The following is a 16,157-nucleotide window of genomic DNA, read 5'->3' as shown; positions in this document are numbered from 1 at the left end:
TTAGTCTTCAAATCCATTTGGATGCTTGCTTTGCCAACGCCATGCGTCTTCACACATTTGGGTGATGTCGAGTTCTGCTTCCCAGCCCAGTTCTGCTTTGGCTTTTGCAGGATCTGAATAGCAGGCTGCGATATCCCCCGGGCGACGGTCTACGATGCGGTAAGGAATTGGACGTCCCACTGCTTTTTCCATATTTTGGATAATTTCAAGAACAGAATATCCTTTACCTGTTCCAAGGTTATAAACATTTAGGCCTGAACCTTTTTGGATTTTTTTCAGAGCTGCGACGTGACCTTTAGCCAAATCGACAACGTGGATATAGTCACGAACACCAGTTCCGTCTTCTGTATCGTAATCGTCTCCAAACACTTGCACTTGCTCTAATTTTCCAACGGCTACTTGAGTCACATATGGCAAGAGATTGTTTGGAATACCGTTTGGATTTTCTCCTAGGTCTCCACTTTCATGAGCTCCGATTGGGTTAAAGTAACGAAGCAAGACCACATTCCATTCCGAGTCTGCTTTGTAAATATCCGTCAAAATTTCCTCAAGCATAAGCTTAGTGCGGCCATATGGATTGGTCACTGAAAGTGGGAAATCTTCCAAGATTGGCACTGTATGAGGATCTCCGTAAACTGTCGCAGAAGAACTGAAAATAATGTTTTTACAGTTGTTTTCTTCCATGACCTTCAAAAGACTAACAGTTCCAGCGATATTGTTGTCATAGTAGGCAAGAGGAATACGGGTAGATTCACCGACAGCCTTCAAGCCAGCAAAGTGAATGACTCCTGTTGGTTCTTCTTGTTTGAAAATGTCACGAAGAGTATCTGTATCACGGATATCTGCCTCATAGAAAGGCACTTCAACTCCTGTAATTCTTTCAACAACTTCTAAACTTTTTCGATTGCTGTTGACAAGGTTATCCACCACAACAACCTGATGACCTGCTTGGATTAACTCAATAACTGTGTGGGTTCCGATAAAACCTGCTCCACCCGTCACCAAAATCTTTTCTTGCATCTTCTTTCCTCGATTCTCGGATTATTTTTTCTTATTTTACCATTTTTGATAGGGAATGTCATTTGCCATCCTAGAGGGGAGGCTAAAATTTCAGTAAAATTCTATTCTCTTTTTACTCGTTTGACATAGTTTTCAATTGGGTAGTTTAGAGGGTCCAAGGTCAACTCCTTGTCTTGAATCAGTTGAGCTAAATGGTAACCGATGATAGGACCCGTTGTGAGGCCTGATGAACCTAGTCCACTAGCCGCATAGACACCTGCTAAGCCTGGCACCTGTCCAAAGAAAGGTGAGAAATCACTGGTGTAGGCACGGATTCCCACACGCTCACCCGATGATTTCGCTCCTGCCAAGGCTGGATAGTGAGGCAAGGCCGCATCCTCCATTTGTTGGAGCAAGCTTTCATCCACTGTCAAGTCAAATCCCATGTCATTTTCATGAGTAGCTCCTAGGGACAATTTCCCGCCTGCAAAAGGAATTAAATCCCACTCCCCTTCTGGCATGACAACAGGGTAAGCTTCCATGTCTTGGGTAAGTTGATAATCTCGGAGTTGTCCTTTTTGGGGACGAATATCTACTTCATAACCTAAAGGCTCTAACAGATGTCCCAACCAAGCTCCCGTCGCCAAAATAACCTGATCAAATACCTCTTCGTCAATCTGGTAACCTGATGCTAAAGGTGTCAGAGTTACTTTTTCTTTGACCAGTTTGACCTGACTAGCTTCTAGCAAACGAGTCACTAAGAGTTGACCATCTACTCTCGCTCCACCAGAAGCATAGAGCAGGCGGTCAAATGCTTGCAGACCAGGAAAAAACTCATTTGCAGACGCTTGGTCTAAAATGGCTAACTGGCCTATCAAGGGAGACTCTTCTCTTCGCTCTATGGCTAGTTGATAGAGTTCTTCTAGCTTGGATTCATCCTTTTTCAAGAGAAAAACTCCCGAACATTGGTAAAAGTCAATTTCCTGGCCAGACTTTTCTAAATCAGCCAACAAATCCACATAAAAGTCAGCCCCCAAGCGTGCCATCTTGTACCAGGCTTTATTACGACGTTTGGAAAACCAAGGACTGATAATTCCCGCCGCGGCCTTGGTAGCTTGACCTTGTCCATGGTCAAAAACAATCACCTCTAGGTCACTTTCTTGTGAGAGGTAGTAGGCTGCTGTTGCTCCCACAATTCCTGCTCCGATAATAGCAACTTTTTTCATTGTTTTCACTTTCTAACTAGATATGGTGGAAAGGATTGGTCGATGCTTGACTAGGTAAAATATCAATGTCCCAGCCTTTCTCTTCCTTCCATTGAGTAAGAAGTGCTGCGACTCTTTCCACAAAAAGCACTTCTATATAGTGACCTGGGTCCAAGGCCAACAAGCCATCAGACAACATATCCTGGGCAGTGTGGTAGTAGATGTCACCAGTAATGTAGACATCTGCCCCCTTAGCTAAAGCATCCTTATAGAAAGATTGACCACTACCGCCACAGATGGCCACTCTTGAAATAGGCTTCTGCAAATCACTTTCTTGATAATGCACCATTCGAAGGCTATCTAGACCAAAGACTTGCTTGACATGCTGGGCCAATACCCCAAAAGGCTGAGGCTGAATATTCCCAATACGACCAATTCCACGTTCAGGGCCCGTTTCCTGCAGATAAGTCGTTTCCTCGATACCTAGCATTTGGCAGAACCAATCATTGAGGCCGTTCTCAACAATATCAATATTGGTATGGCTAACATAAACTGCAATGTCATGCTTAATCAAATCAATGTAAATCTGGTTTTGCGGACGGCTGGCTACCAAGTCCTTGATAGGACGAAAGATAGGCGCGTGCTTGACGATAATCAAGTCCACACCCTTTTCAATAGATTCAGCCACCGTCTCTTCACGAATATCGAGAGCAACCATGACCCTTTGGATATCCTTGTCTAGAGTTCCGATTTGCAGGCCACGACTGTCTCCCTCCATGGAAAATTCCTGAGGGCAAAAGGCTTCATATGCGTTAATCACTTCACTTGCTAGCATGGAGCACCTCCTTGATGGCTTGAATTTTATGAGCTAGAACTTGACGTTCTTCTCGATTTTTCTCTGGGATTTGGTCAAGAGCAACCTCTAGCTTAGTAGCTTCTTTTTGCCATTTTTGGACAAATACTGGACTGACCTCTTTGGACAAGAAAGGTCCAAAGCGAAGGTCACTGGTTGATAGCTTCATTTGTCCCACTTCCACAACTAGAATCTCGTAGAATTTGCCAGCTTCTTCTAGGATGCTTTCTGCTACGATTTGAAAACCGTGGTCTTGTAGCCAGATGCGCAAGTCGTCTTCACGATTATTTGGCTGGAGAATCAAACGCTCTACATTAGCTAACTTGTCCAAGCCCTCTTCTAAAATCCTAGCAATCAAACGACCACCCATGCCAGCAATGGTGATAACCGACACTTGGTCTTCCTCTTCAAAGGCTGCCAAGCCATTGGCTAAACGAACTTGGATTTTCTCCTTTAGGCCGTGAGCCTCAACATTTTTAACCGCAGACTGGTAGGGGCCTTCCACAACCTCACCTGCAATGGCACTTTTAATTTGGCCTCTTTCGACCAACTCGATAGGCAGATAAGCATGGTCACTCCCCACATCTAGTAAAACGGCCCCCTGTGACACAAAGGACGCCACCAATTCTAATCTCTTTGAAATCATCTTCTCTCACTTTCCAAAACTCTGTTCCATCCTATTATACCACATTTCAGTTAGCAATCTTGCACCTAAAAAGACCGCAATCCACAGACTGCAGCCTTTCTTTATTTTCTGGCTTGGTAACGACTGGTTAGAATGAAAATCACAGTAAAGACAGCCATCATGACAAGGTAAACAGGGAATGTTTGTCCAGTTAAGGTTGATATTTCAAGCAGTTTTTGAATCCTTGGGAAAAGAGCTGTGGCTAGGAAACCACCTACTGACCACACAATCAAGAGGACACGCCAGAGAGTAAATGGCATGCAGGCTCTAAATACGGATAAGAAACCGATAGACCCAAGGAGATAATAAAGTAGGGTTGAGATTTCTAACTCTGACCAACCTTGGCTAGCCCCAAAGATTTTGACAAAAAGAACGCTGAAGACGACCATAAGGGCACTTGGTAAGGCACGTAGCATGGATCTTCTGAGGAAATTTGGCTCAACAGGCTTGATATTTCGCTCAAAAGTCAGAACGAATGGCGGGAAACCTTCCACGAACTGGTCGATCATGGTAATCTGAATCGGAATGAAGGGGAAAATCAAGATCCATTCAGACCGTCCCAGAAGAGCACTGGCGATACAGATGACTGCGAGCAAGAAAGAATAGATGGTCTTTATCAAGAAAATCGGTGCAATATGGGCAATGTTATTGACCACACGACGACCTTCAAAGAGAATCTCAGGAACATCATTAAAGTCTGAGTTCAAGAGAACCAGATTGGCAATCTGACGTGTTGCCGGATCTCCTTCTGCCATTACAATCGAACAGTCTGCTTCACGAAGGGCCAGAATATCATTGACACCGTCCCCTGTCATAGCTGTTGTATGACCCGCTTTTTTCAGGGTTTGGATCAGTAGTTTCTTTTGATGAGGAGAAACACGTCCGAAAATCGCAGTCTCCTCCGCCATGGCCATCAATTCCTCATCGGAGATTTTTGAGCAATCAACATAGCTTTGATAGTCTGCAAATCCAGCTTTCTGGGCAATGCTGGATACAGTGACCGGATTATCACCAGAGATAATCTTGAGGCCCACTTCTTGAGAACGGAGATAGTCTAGCGTCTCAGCCGCTCCTTCTCGAATAGGATCCAAGATCTCCAGCAGTGCCAAGGCTTGAATATCAGATGGTCTTTGCGGCTTGTGGTGGTCTAGTTTTTCCTGACTAAGGGCCAAGACCAAGACACGAGAACCTCGCTCCAAGGCCTCTCTAGCTTCAGGGACTTCATTTTCTAGCAACATCTCAGGTGCTCCTAAGAAAACAGTTCCCAAACCTTCCAACTCCATAGCCCCCCACTTGCGGTCGCTAGAGAAGGGAAGATTGGAAATCATAGGATAAGCAACTTCTCCCACAAAACGCTGGCGAATAGCCTGGGCTGTTGGATTTTTATCCTCACTATGGGCTATGTAGCTGGTCAAAATGCTGGCAATCGCATGCTCACCATACTCTTCGGTCAAAGGAAGAAGGGCTTCCACCTGCATCTTTCCTTGGGTGATGGTACCCGTCTTGTCCAGACAGAGCATGTCTACGCGCGCCAAGGTCTCAACAGAGTACATCTCCTGCACCAAGACCTTTTTCAAGCCCAGCTTAATCACCGCAGTCAAGAGCGAAGTGATGGTCAAAAGGGCGATTCCCTTGGGCAACATACCCAAAAGTGCTGTCGAAGTATTCACTACAGAAGACTTGAGAGGCAAGCCTTTTAAAATCAAGGCTTCTAGCAAGAGGGCCAGACCAAAGGGAATGATAATTTTCCCAGTAAAACCAGCTAGCTTGTCCAGCGATTTCATGATACGAGAGTTGATGGGTTTTACGGTCTTAGCTTCCAGCATGAGCTTAGCAGCATAGTTTTCTGCACCGACATGGTGAACTTGAGCCAAAACTGATCCACTGGCTAAGAAACTCCCAGACAAAAGCAGAGCATCCACTTCTTTTTGCACCAAATCACTCTCACCCGTCAACATGGCTTCATTGACTTCCGCAAATCCTTCTAAAACCCGCGCATCACTAGGAATCTGCTCCCCAGCCGACAGACGAATCACATCTCCTAGAACCAATTCTTCTGGATTAAGAGCGACTTCTTGGCCATCACGGATGGTTTTGACCTTTTCCTTGGTCATGAGATTGAGCTTGTCCACCATGTGTTTGGCACGGAGCTCGGTCACAATTCCAGAAAAAGCGTTAAAGCAAATAACAGCAAAGAAGACCAAATTGCTCCAAGCCTGCACAAAAGCTAGCGCCAAAGCGATGGCAAAGTTCAACGCGTTAAAAAGTGTAAAAACATTTCGTTTGATGATTTGCCAAGTACTGGTACTGGCTGATGCGGTAAAGTCATTGACCAAACCTTGAGCCAGTCTTTCCTTGACTTCTCTTTGGGTTAATCCCATTATCTTATTTTTATCCATAAATTCTATCATATCATTTTTTCTAGCAGAATTCTAATCTCATCCAAAAACTGTCCACTGATAACTGAAAAAGTTTGCCAGTAGTCTTTCGATAAGGTATAATAATAAAAGCAATACAATCGAAGGAGATCTCATGTTTTATACTTATTTGCGTGGACTAGTCATGCTGATCTTGTGGTCCATCAATGGCAATGCCCACTACCACAATACTAATAAAATCCCTAGTCAAGATGAAAACTATATCCTGGTCGCACCTCATCGTACCTGGTGGGATCCAGTTTACATGGCTTTTGCGACCAAACCAAAACAGTTCATCTTTATGGCCAAAAAAGAGCTGTTTAACAACCGCATATTTGGCTGGTGGATCCGTATGTGTGGGGCCTTTCCTATCGACCGGGAAAATCCTAGCGCTTCTGCCATCAAGTACCCTATCAATGTCCTCAAAAAAAGCGACCGCTCTCTCATCATGTTTCCTAGTGGTAGTCGCCACTCGACAGATGTCAAAGGCGGAGTTGCTCTGATTGCCAAGATGGCTAAGGTCCGTATCATGCCAGTTACCTATACTGGTCCCATGACCTTGAAAGGCTTGGTTAGCCGTGAACGTGTGGATATGAACTTTGGAAATCCTATCGATATCTCAGACATCAAGAAAATGAATGATGAAGGAATCGAAATGGTTGCAGACCGTATCCAAGCAGAATTCCAACGTTTGGACGAAGAAACCAAGCAGTGGCACAATGATAAAAAACCAAATCCACTCTGGTGGTTTGTCCGCATCCCTGCCCTCTTCCTTGCTGTGATTGTTGGTATCCTAACGATTATCTTTACCTTCATCGCAAGCTTTATCTGGAATCCAGATAAGAAGAGAGAGAAACTTGGTTAAAAAATACAATTATCCCTTGGCTTTTACCAAGGGATATTTCTTTTATGCAATTTTCCATTTTTGGGCCAACCAGCTGGAAAAGACTAGAAATCGCTCAGCCACTTGCTCATGATGCCCATAGGGATCAAAGACAAACTGACTAGTCGGATAGTGTTTCTGAAGACTGGTATGAATCTGCTCAGCATAGACTGGCGCTTGAGCCAAGCGATTGGTATGATGGGCTCCTTCTGTTTGACCATTCTGTAAATACAGCAAACAGTCCAAATTTTTCACCTTTTCTTCCCTGCAATAAGTCACAAAATCAGGATACCAAAAGGAACCACAGATAGAGAAGATACAGGAGACCTTGTCAAAATGGAAAAGACTGTATACAGCAGCCAATCCACCTAGTGAGTAACCTCCATAGGCAAGGCGATTTTTGTCCAGGCGATAAAGCGACTGCAACTTGTCTAAAAGACCTCCAAATAAATGACCATGATAGGCAGTTGCCTGACCGCCAAAATCTTGAGCTCCATCTCTCAGAGCAGATGCCTTCCAGGGAGTGTAGTCATCTAGGCGATTTTTAGAGGACAAGCCCACTAAAATCACAGATTCAGAAAGGGAAGATAGAAAATCCAAGTTTCCATCATTCAAGAGAATCGCTGGATAGGTTTGATTGGGATCATAGGTCGAAGGAAGGCTGACCTTGACTTGGATTCCTTCCCAATCAAACGCGTTATTTATTGATAAAGTCATTGATTTTCTCAAGGGAATCAATCACTGCTGGACCATAGTCCATTAACTCATCGTAAGAGATGGTCATGATTTTTTGATTCTTAATAGCAGGAACATTTTCCAAAACAGCATTTTTCTTCATCAACTCTACAGCGTTAGCATCCAATTTTTTATTGCGGTCGCTGGTCACATAGATAATCAACTCAGGATCCATTGACACGAGATTTTCCAAGGTCAATCCTGATGTTCCCGTTGCAACGTTTGTATAACCAAGTTGATTCAACAAGCTTTCTTGCAAAGCAGACTTGTAAGCACCAAAGGTTTCGTCATTATAAGCAACCATAATCAAAGCCTTTTTCTTTTCACCTTGGCTTGTTGGATTTGCTTTCTTAACAGCGTCAATTTTAGCTTGTAATTGGGCTGCGTATTCATTGGCCTTGTCCTGAACATTGAAAATCATTCCAAGATTTTTGACATCTTCTACGATATTTCCCAAATTTTGCTGAATCGTTGAGAGAGAAGCTTTTTGCGTATAGACTGGGATTTTGTTTTCATTCCAAGTGCTAACTGTCCCCAAGGATTTTTCAGAAAACATCATATTTCGACCCATCACAGCATCTGGCTCATAAGAAAGGACTGTCTCTTGTGAGACTGTTTTTTTGTCCCCAATTTGAGGAATCGTCGCAATCGCGTCCTTGTATTTGTCCGTCACAGCATTATCAGGGTTAAGCATGCCAGCAATTTTATCCTTCAAGCCTAACTCCAATAAGATTTCAGTGGTTGAAAGATTGTTGGTGATAACTTTTTCAGGTGCCTTGTCAAAGACTTGTTCGACTTCATTTCCCTTAACATCATAGGTCTTGACCGTTAACGGATAAGTCGTCTCTGTGCTGGCTTTTTGACTTGTTTCTGTACTAGACTGTGTGGTAGCTTTTTCTGTAGTAGTATTACCACAAGCTGCCATGGTTAGGGTAGCTACTGTTACGAGTAAAATGCTTAGTGTTTTTTTCATCTTGTTTTCCTTTTCATTCTTATAAATAGTGAATCATAGCTTGCTGATCCTCGGTCCAAGTAACCTGACTTTGAACTCCATATACAGTTTGCAATGACTCTGGGGTGATGGTCTCCTTTGGAGTCCCTTGGTAAAGGATTTCTCCCTCTTTCATCAGATAGAGATAATCCGAATAGCGACAAGCAAGTTGAATGTCATGTAGGACAGCTAAAACATTGACCTTGAGATTCTTCACAATGGCCAACAAGTCTAGCTGATACTTGATATCCAGGTGATTGGTTGGTTCGTCCAGGAGCAAGAGAGTCGGTTCTTGCGCCAAGGCGCGGGCTAATAAGACTCGCTGTTTCTCTCCCCCTGACAGGGACGAATAGAGACGAGTTTTCTTCTCAAGCATATCCACCTTGACGAGAGCATCTTGAACAAGGGCATAATCTCTTTCCTTTTCCTTCTGTAAAAAAGAGAGGTGGGGAGTTCTTCCCAGCAAGACGATTTCCTCAACTGTACAATCAAACTGCAATTGATTAAACTGGGTAACAACTGCCATTTGCTTGGCTGTTTCTTTGAGCCTCCATTGTTCCAGAGGCTTTCCATCTAGGCTTATCAAACCTTTGTCTGCCTTTTCCTGACGATAGAGGAGTTTAAGCAGGCTGGTTTTTCCACTTCCATTTGGTCCTAGTATCGTGTGAAATTGATTCCCTTCAACCTTAAGAGAGACTCCTTTGAGGATTTTTTTCTCTCCTAGTCCAAAATGGATATCTTGACAAATCAAGTCCATATCAGACCCTCACCTCCCTTCGCCTACCTCCAACAATGTAGATAAAGAAGGGAGCACCTACTAAGGCTGTGAAAATACCAATAGGAAGCTCTGCGTTTGGAATGATGATACGAGAGAGTACGTCTGCCCAGATGACAAAGAGGGCACCCAGCAAGGTTGCAACGGGAAAAAGCCTCTTGTAATTCGTTCCTACTAACCCTCGAGCTAAATGTGGAGTAATCAGACCGACAAATCCAATAATTCCACATGTTGCCACTAAGACTGCTGTCAGCACAGCCACCATGGTCACATAAAGATACCAATAAAAGCGTAAGGGAATTCCCAAAGTTAAAGCAGCCTCATCTCCCATCATCATCGCATTGAAAACACGATACTGAGTAGAGAAAAATAGAAAGGCCATTCCTACTACCATAGTTGGCAGGACCAAGTCTGCCCAGGAAGTCCCAGCAAGCGAGCCCATTGTCCAAAACTTAATGGTCATCACACTATCCGCATTAGCTCCGACTGAGATAATAAAGTTGGAAAAAGCCAGAAAGAGAGCGTTGACTACCGTTCCTGATAAGATCAGACTAGAAGTCGTCATTCTTCCCTGCATAGAGGCAATGATGAGGACAGCAATTGTTGCCAAAATAGCTCCAAGAAAAGCTCCAAGGCTAATCATCACTTTTAAACCAAGAATGATGCTCAAGGTTGCACCTAGAGTTGCACCTGCAGATATTCCTAAGACATAAGGCTCTGCGATGGGATTGTTCACTGTAGACTGCATCACGCTACCACACATAGAAAGGCCTGCTCCTACTATCAGACCTAACAATACTCGGGGGAATCTCATGTTCCATACAATGGCAAGAGTAGACTTGGAAACCTCTCCTATCTCAAGAGGAAATCCCAACCTGCTCAAAATAATCCGATAGGTATCTCCTAGATCAATCGCAACAGATCCCATTGAAACTGCTAGAAAGAGAGAAATCCCTAAAATACCTAGCAAAATAACTAAAAGTAACAGAAATTGCTGGTCTTGTCGGCTTCCAGAAAATTTGGAAAGCATGCAAACCTCCTTTGATAGAATATTAAAAATTTAGAAAATTCTCATGAAAAGTATACCATATTTTCAACTGTGTAACAAGCTATGGAAAAAATACAATTAAAATCAGAAAAATTATGGTTGGTTTTTCCATACAGTGTTAGGAAGCATAAGCAAAGATAATACTTGAGTATATCGAGGTAAGGTGACAACGTAAAAAGCCCTCTGAAAATCAGAGAGCTGATTTGAGCTCGGACTAAAATCCTAGTGAAACAAAAAAATCTACACGGTCAGAAAAGTCTCTATCGTGCCATTTTCATACATGATGTATAGTCCAAGTAGAATGAATACTAAGGGCACAATGATTCGCTCGTATTTTTCAATTGTCTCGAATATTAACGGAATAGAGGATAACATCCGACTAATCTCGCAAAAGATAATTATGCCGATTACAAACACAAGCAACGCCACGAGGGTCTGTGACCAATCTAACGAAGCAAAATAAGGTATATAGATACCTAAATTATCTCCGCCAGACGCAATTGTCAGCAATGTAACTGTCCAAAACAGTTGATTTGCCTTGCTTTGTTCTAATCTTTCAATAATTTCTTCCTCTTCTTCCTCACCTTCTCCAACAATTGCAAAGCGAATCCCTAAATAGATAGGGATTAAACCAAGCAATCCAACCATCCATTCTTCAGGAACGAAATTAACGACATAAGCAGCAACTAAACTCGCCCCTACAAGTAAGCCTATTCCTAGATATTGCCCCGCATAAATATGCCATTTCTGTTTATTCTGTGATAGCTGTGCAAATAAAATAATTAAAATAATTAAATAATCGATACTGGTGGAAATATAAACACCAATAGCAGATATGATTGTCTGTCCCATAAAAACCTCCTGTATTAGTTAGTAATAAATCAGCAGATTTTAGGAGAGCACAGACACATTAATTTAGCTATCGCTAGTGGGTAATGTCGAACGTAGGAAAGCATTTTACTCCTCCTCAAAACGTAGTTACAAAGTAATTTCTAACTGGAATTCGGTGACTACTTCCATGTAAAGTATAACATACTATACTTTACTTCGTAAAGTGTGGGCTCTCCGAGGGGGCTTGCAGACAGTTACTCGGCTTGAAAAGCCGAGTAACTGCGCACCTTCATGGTGTCATTAGCTGATACTATTTGAGGTTTTTGTAGTCTCCAAAATTATGACCGATAAAACCTCAATAAAAAAGCTCTCTGAAGTCAGAGAGCTGATTTGAGCTCGGGCTAAAATCCTAGTGAAAAAGATGAAACTCCTTGTGTTCATCGAACACTGTTTCCTTTCCCTATTTTCATACGGATTTTTAACGCCCTTAGCATCATGATTCTTGCCGGATAAACCGTTTATAGACTAGGCGATGAGCCGAAGATTGTACAAAAATGTTAGTGAAACAAAAAATCTCCCCGAAGGGAGATGATCTGGTTTATTTTACCTTACAGTGCTAGGAACCGTAACCGAAGATTATACTTGAGTATATCGAGGCAAGGTGACAACATAAAAAGCCCTCTGAATATCAGAGAGCTCCAATCTTGCTGGATAAAACGTTTATAGACTAGGCGACGAGGCGAAGATTGTACTAATGGTACATCGAGTCGAAGCCAACGAAGTATAGAAACGTTTTAGACGCAAGATTAACGACGAAGTCCAAGAGAGTTGATTAACTCACGGTAACGGTTAACGTCGTTTTTACGCAAGTATGCAAGCAAGTTACGACGGCGACCGATTTTTTTCATCAATCCACGGTAAGTAGCGTGGTCTTTTTTGTGTTGTTTGATGTGTTCGTTAAGGTGGTTGATTTCCCAAGTAAGGACAGCAACTTGAACCTCTACTGAACCTGTATCACCTTCGTGACGTGCATATTGTGCGATGATTTCATTTTTTTTCTCTTTTGAGATTGCCATGATGTTTCTCCTTTTTATTTGGCTTCATCCGAGTGACAGGTTGGCATGCCTATAACCAAGAAGAAGTTATTTGTCTTTACGACAGTTCTTATTCTACCAAGAAGCAGGGACTTTGTCAACTGATTTACTATTTAAACCCGTGAATTACTCTACTGATTTCAGGGCTTCGAGCATATCTACTTTTCTCAAGTGGTGATTGACAAATAGACCTAGTAAGGCTAAAATCACAGTCACTACGACGATGGGAAGAGCATAGACTTCCCAGCTGACCTGAGGATAAAAGAGTATGGTGGCTGGTGAAATCATTTGAATCAAAAATTGATGTAAATAGTGGCCAGCTACCAAACCGAGAGCAATTCCCACAAGGGACAGCACCATAGTCTCGCGGTAGATATAGAGGGTCACTTCTTTATTATGGAAACCAAGAACCTTAATAGTGGAAAGTTCACGGATACGTTCTGCCACATTGATGTTAGTGAGATTGTAAAGAATGACAATGGCTAGTAAGACGGAAACAAGGACAAGGATTGCCATGGTTTTATTGAGCGAACTAGCCACGGATTCAAAGAGATGGATGGCTGTCGCATTTTGGACGACCCCAGAAACAGCAGCTTTTCCCATGAAGGTAGCAGCTTCTTTCTCCGTATTGGATGGTGTTGGCTCTTTTAATTTCACTAGGTAGGTATTGTCTTTCGGACTGGTGCCGTAGACTTGTTCGTATGTCGCTCGGTTGAGATAAACAAAGTGTCCAACATAGTTTTCAGAAATCGCAGAGACCTTGATTTCTTTCCCATCAAGCTCTAGCTTGTCCCCAACATTAACATTTGCTAGTTGAGCTAGTTTTTGACTCACGACCGCTCCATCGGTAACCTGCACCTCTTGCCCCTTTTCCTCTAATGCGATAAAAGGCTTGAAGTCTTCTCTGCTTGTGACCATTATGGTGATAGTCTGAAGTCCTGCTTTTCCTTTGAAATCTTTTTCAATGGATTTAGAGTAAATCTTTTGATAAGCATGGATAGGCCCAGCTTGCAAGGCACTTTCTAGATCTGCTTTTTCTTGCTCACTGGCACTGCTCTTTTCCGCTACAATCATCTGGTATTGCTGGATTTGTTCAAATTGACGCTCGACAACTCCTCCCACAGAAGACTGAATACCAAGACCTGCAAATAGGAGAGCAACCGAACCCGCAACTCCAAAAATGGTCATCAACATCCGTTGCTTATAACGGAAAATATTTCTTGCCGTAACCTTATGAGTAAAGCTCAAACGACTCCATATAAAGCTCAGGCGTTCCAGCAAAATCTTTGATCCTTTAACGGGAGGTTTTGGAAGTAAGAGTTGGGCTGCTTCATCGTGTAATTCCCTTCGCGCCACCAGATAAGCCGGCAAAACACTGGATACCCAACTTAAAGCTAGGGCAATAAGACTATAAGACCAATAGAAATACTCCTGACTTTTCCCAACGACCATCCCAGTTGTTATAACATCCGAAATCACTCCTGCAAGGAGATAATGTCCTAGAAGCGTTCCTAAAGTGGTTCCCACAGTTCCTGCAAGAAAACCATAGAGGACAAACTTGGCAACTATATCTCGGTTACGGTAACCTAGGGCCTTGAAAATACCAGCATTGGTGCGTTCTTCGTCTACAAAGCGAGTCATAGTTGTAAAGGTCACCATTGCAGCGACCATATAAAGCACAACGGGGAAGATATTCCCGACTGAACGAATGCTTGACGATGCATTGCTGTACATGAGGTAGCCTTGACCACCTGGCATGGTTTGGCGATTGTATACGTGGTATTTCGGCTCTGCCAGTTCATCCAGCTCTTTCTGACGCTGTTCAAGCTTCTCTTTTTCCTTGGCTAGATTACTCTCTGTCTGAGCCAGTTTTTCTTTTTCTGTAGCCAATTCTTCCTTAGCTTTTGTCAGCTGTCCCTCGATTTGACTCTTTTGCGGTTCTGGTAAAGCGGTCACTGGTTCTTCTTGAGTTTTTAATCGACTTTCAGCCTGCTCTAACTGACTCTTGCCTTTTTGAAGGTTACTTTCAGCTGTTTGTAGCTGGTCTTTTCCAGCTTCTAAGCTCTTTTGCCCATTTGTTTTGATGCTTACCAATCGTTTTTGACCATTATCAGCAAGCATGTCTTGCAAGTCTTCCTGATATTGAGCTCGTTTGGTCCTATAGTCTGATGAAAAAGCATCCAGGTTTTTTAAATCATCATAGCGCACACGCGCAATACTATAAACATCTGAATCAAACTGACTGGGTAAAATCACTCCATAGCCAGCCAAGCTTCCATTTCCACTACTAGCACTCCCTAAATCTTTTTTAGAAAGGATCTCACCCGACTGAACAAATCCAGTAATTGTGAAAGTTTGGGATTTTATAACGGACTTCCCTTCTTCTTTCTTGCTAAAGGTGATAGCCTGTCCAATCTGATAACGGTCTTTCCAGAAGTCAGCTAGGGCAATTTCCCCATCAGCTTCTGGCAGTCGACCTTCCGTCACTTGAAAGGTTGAAATGCTCTCTGGTTTGGAATAAAGTCGAACCGCTTCTTCACTATTTTCAACTGTTAGGTCTGCCATATAGCCAAACTCAACACTTGCTCCTTTAAGGGTCTTTAGTTCGTCCTGGTCTTCTTTGTCCAAGCCATAATCAGCTATTACGGCCAGATCCAGGGTATTGGCTTTACGGAGATAATCCCCTGCCGTACGTTCCATATTTGGACTAGCTACTTTAAGACCTACTAGGGCCAGGGAACCCAGCATCATCAAGGTCAGGATAGAAACAAAGCGTCCCTTTGAAGCAGTCACTGACTGGAGCAAGTCTTTTCGGTATGTTTTTTTCATGCTAATACTCCAATGTTTCGATATCCTGCGGATGCTCATTGATTGTCATGCTCTTAACCGTGGCATCGCGCATGTGAATCACCCGATCTGCAATAGGGGCTAGCGCGCCATTGTGGGTCACGATAATCACTGTCGCCCCCTTTTGACGAGACATGTCTTGGAGAATTTTCAAGACTTGCTTCCCCGTCTGGTAATCCAAAGCACCTGTCGGTTCATCACAAAGGAGGATTTTAGGATTTTTGGCTACTGCCCGTGCAATAGATACCCGCTGTTGCTCCCCTCCAGAAAGCTGGGCTGGAAAGTTATTCAGGCGATGAGCCAGACCTACGTCTTTGAGCACTTGCTCTGGATCTAGGGCATCCGCTACGATTTCTGAGGCCAATTCCACATTTTCCTTGGCTGTCAGATTAGAGACCAGATTGTAAAATTGAAAAACAAAGCCTACATCTTCACGACGATAGTTTGTTCGTTGGTGCGAACTATAGTTGGCAATATTGGCACCATCGATCCAAATCTCCCCCTCATCATTGGTATCCATACCTCCTAGGAGATTGAGAACGGTTGATTTTCCAGCACCTGAAGCGCCAAGTATGATAACCAGCTCCCCCTTTTCAATTTCAAAATTCACATCACGATTAGCCACAATCTCCGTATCCCCAACCTGGTAACGCTTGTAGCTGTGTTTCATTTCAATATAAGCCATCGTCCTTCTCTCTTTCTTACAATTTAGTCACTCTTTACTATCATTATAACGCTTTTTCAACTAGTTGGAAACTAGAAGCAAAAACAAAAAAGCCTAGAATCCTAGGCTT

Annotated in this window: 14 protein-coding genes; 1 reads left to right on the top strand and 13 read right to left on the bottom strand. The window is 43.0% G+C overall.

The window, feature by feature from the left end; translation table 11 throughout:
* The 5 genes from galE to GOM47_RS02810 form a co-directional block, all read right to left on the bottom strand.
* Entirely contained in the window at positions 1-1,020 is a 1,020-nt protein-coding gene (gene galE / locus GOM47_RS02830; RefSeq protein WP_001156556.1) for a UDP-glucose 4-epimerase GalE, read from the bottom strand.
* 101 nt (positions 1,021-1,121) lie between these two features.
* Positions 1,122-2,225 (bottom strand): NAD(P)/FAD-dependent oxidoreductase, encoded by a 1,104-nt coding sequence (locus tag GOM47_RS02825; RefSeq protein WP_038805532.1) that lies wholly within the window; start codon positions 2,223-2,225, stop codon positions 1,122-1,124.
* Between the two features lie 16 nt (positions 2,226-2,241).
* On the bottom strand, positions 2,242-3,039 hold the full coding sequence (locus GOM47_RS02820; protein ID WP_049479536.1) for a Nif3-like dinuclear metal center hexameric protein: 798 nt from the start codon (positions 3,037-3,039) through the stop codon (positions 2,242-2,244).
* Complete coding sequence (locus GOM47_RS02815) at positions 3,026-3,703, bottom strand: tRNA (adenine(22)-N(1))-methyltransferase (protein ID WP_049505283.1); 678 nt, start codon at positions 3,701-3,703, stop codon at positions 3,026-3,028. The genes GOM47_RS02820 and GOM47_RS02815 overlap by 14 nt, the downstream gene beginning before the upstream one ends.
* Positions 3,704-3,804: 101 nt before the next feature.
* Positions 3,805-6,141, bottom strand: a complete 2,337-nt coding sequence (locus GOM47_RS02810; protein ID WP_235081272.1) for a cation-translocating P-type ATPase — start codon at positions 6,139-6,141, stop codon at positions 3,805-3,807.
* Positions 6,142-6,274: 133 nt separating this feature from the next.
* Here GOM47_RS02810 and GOM47_RS02805 point away from each other — a divergent pair, with 133 nt between their 5' ends.
* Positions 6,275-7,024: a lysophospholipid acyltransferase family protein gene (locus GOM47_RS02805; protein ID WP_235080995.1), complete on the top strand. Its 750-nt coding sequence runs from the start codon at positions 6,275-6,277 to the stop codon at positions 7,022-7,024.
* Between the two features lie 42 nt (positions 7,025-7,066).
* Here the strand turns inward: GOM47_RS02805 and GOM47_RS02800 are convergent, their stop codons facing one another.
* The 8 genes from GOM47_RS02800 to GOM47_RS02765 form a co-directional block, all read right to left on the bottom strand.
* Positions 7,067-7,759 (bottom strand): alpha/beta hydrolase-fold protein, encoded by a 693-nt coding sequence (locus tag GOM47_RS02800; RefSeq protein WP_235080994.1) that lies wholly within the window; start codon positions 7,757-7,759, stop codon positions 7,067-7,069.
* Entirely contained in the window at positions 7,740-8,750 is a 1,011-nt protein-coding gene (locus GOM47_RS02795) for an ABC transporter substrate-binding protein (protein ID WP_235080993.1), read from the bottom strand. Before GOM47_RS02795 ends, GOM47_RS02800 begins: the two co-directional genes overlap by 20 nt.
* Positions 8,751-8,769: 19 nt before the next feature.
* Positions 8,770-9,525, bottom strand: coding sequence for an ABC transporter ATP-binding protein (locus tag GOM47_RS02790; RefSeq protein ID WP_235080992.1), 756 nt, complete (start codon positions 9,523-9,525; stop codon positions 8,770-8,772).
* A 1-nt stretch (position 9,526) separates the two neighbouring features.
* Complete coding sequence (locus GOM47_RS02785; RefSeq protein WP_235080991.1) at positions 9,527-10,573, bottom strand: FecCD family ABC transporter permease; 1,047 nt, start codon at positions 10,571-10,573, stop codon at positions 9,527-9,529.
* Positions 10,574-10,831: 258 nt separating this feature from the next.
* A complete protein-coding gene (locus tag GOM47_RS02780) occupies positions 10,832-11,443 on the bottom strand; it encodes a CadD family cadmium resistance transporter (RefSeq protein WP_009730425.1) in 612 nt (203 codons plus the stop codon).
* A gap of 785 nt (positions 11,444-12,228) precedes the next feature.
* The gene (gene rpsO, locus GOM47_RS02775) at positions 12,229-12,498 is read right to left on the bottom strand and encodes a 30S ribosomal protein S15 (protein WP_001018251.1); all 270 of its coding nucleotides are present in this window, start codon (positions 12,496-12,498) and stop codon (positions 12,229-12,231) included.
* Between the two features lie 144 nt (positions 12,499-12,642).
* Positions 12,643-15,351, bottom strand: a complete 2,709-nt coding sequence (locus GOM47_RS02770; RefSeq protein WP_235081271.1) for an ABC transporter permease — start codon at positions 15,349-15,351, stop codon at positions 12,643-12,645.
* Positions 15,347-16,048, bottom strand: a complete 702-nt coding sequence (locus GOM47_RS02765) for an ABC transporter ATP-binding protein (protein ID WP_235080990.1) — start codon at positions 16,046-16,048, stop codon at positions 15,347-15,349. The genes GOM47_RS02770 and GOM47_RS02765 overlap by 5 nt, the downstream gene beginning before the upstream one ends.
* Between the last annotated feature and the right edge of the window lie 109 nt (positions 16,049-16,157).

It is taken from the genome of Streptococcus oralis (genome assembly GCF_021497945.1).
Taxonomy (GTDB): Bacteria; Bacillota; Bacilli; order Lactobacillales; family Streptococcaceae; genus Streptococcus; species Streptococcus oralis_BR.
This window is presented reverse-complemented; position numbering and strand designations above follow the sequence as displayed.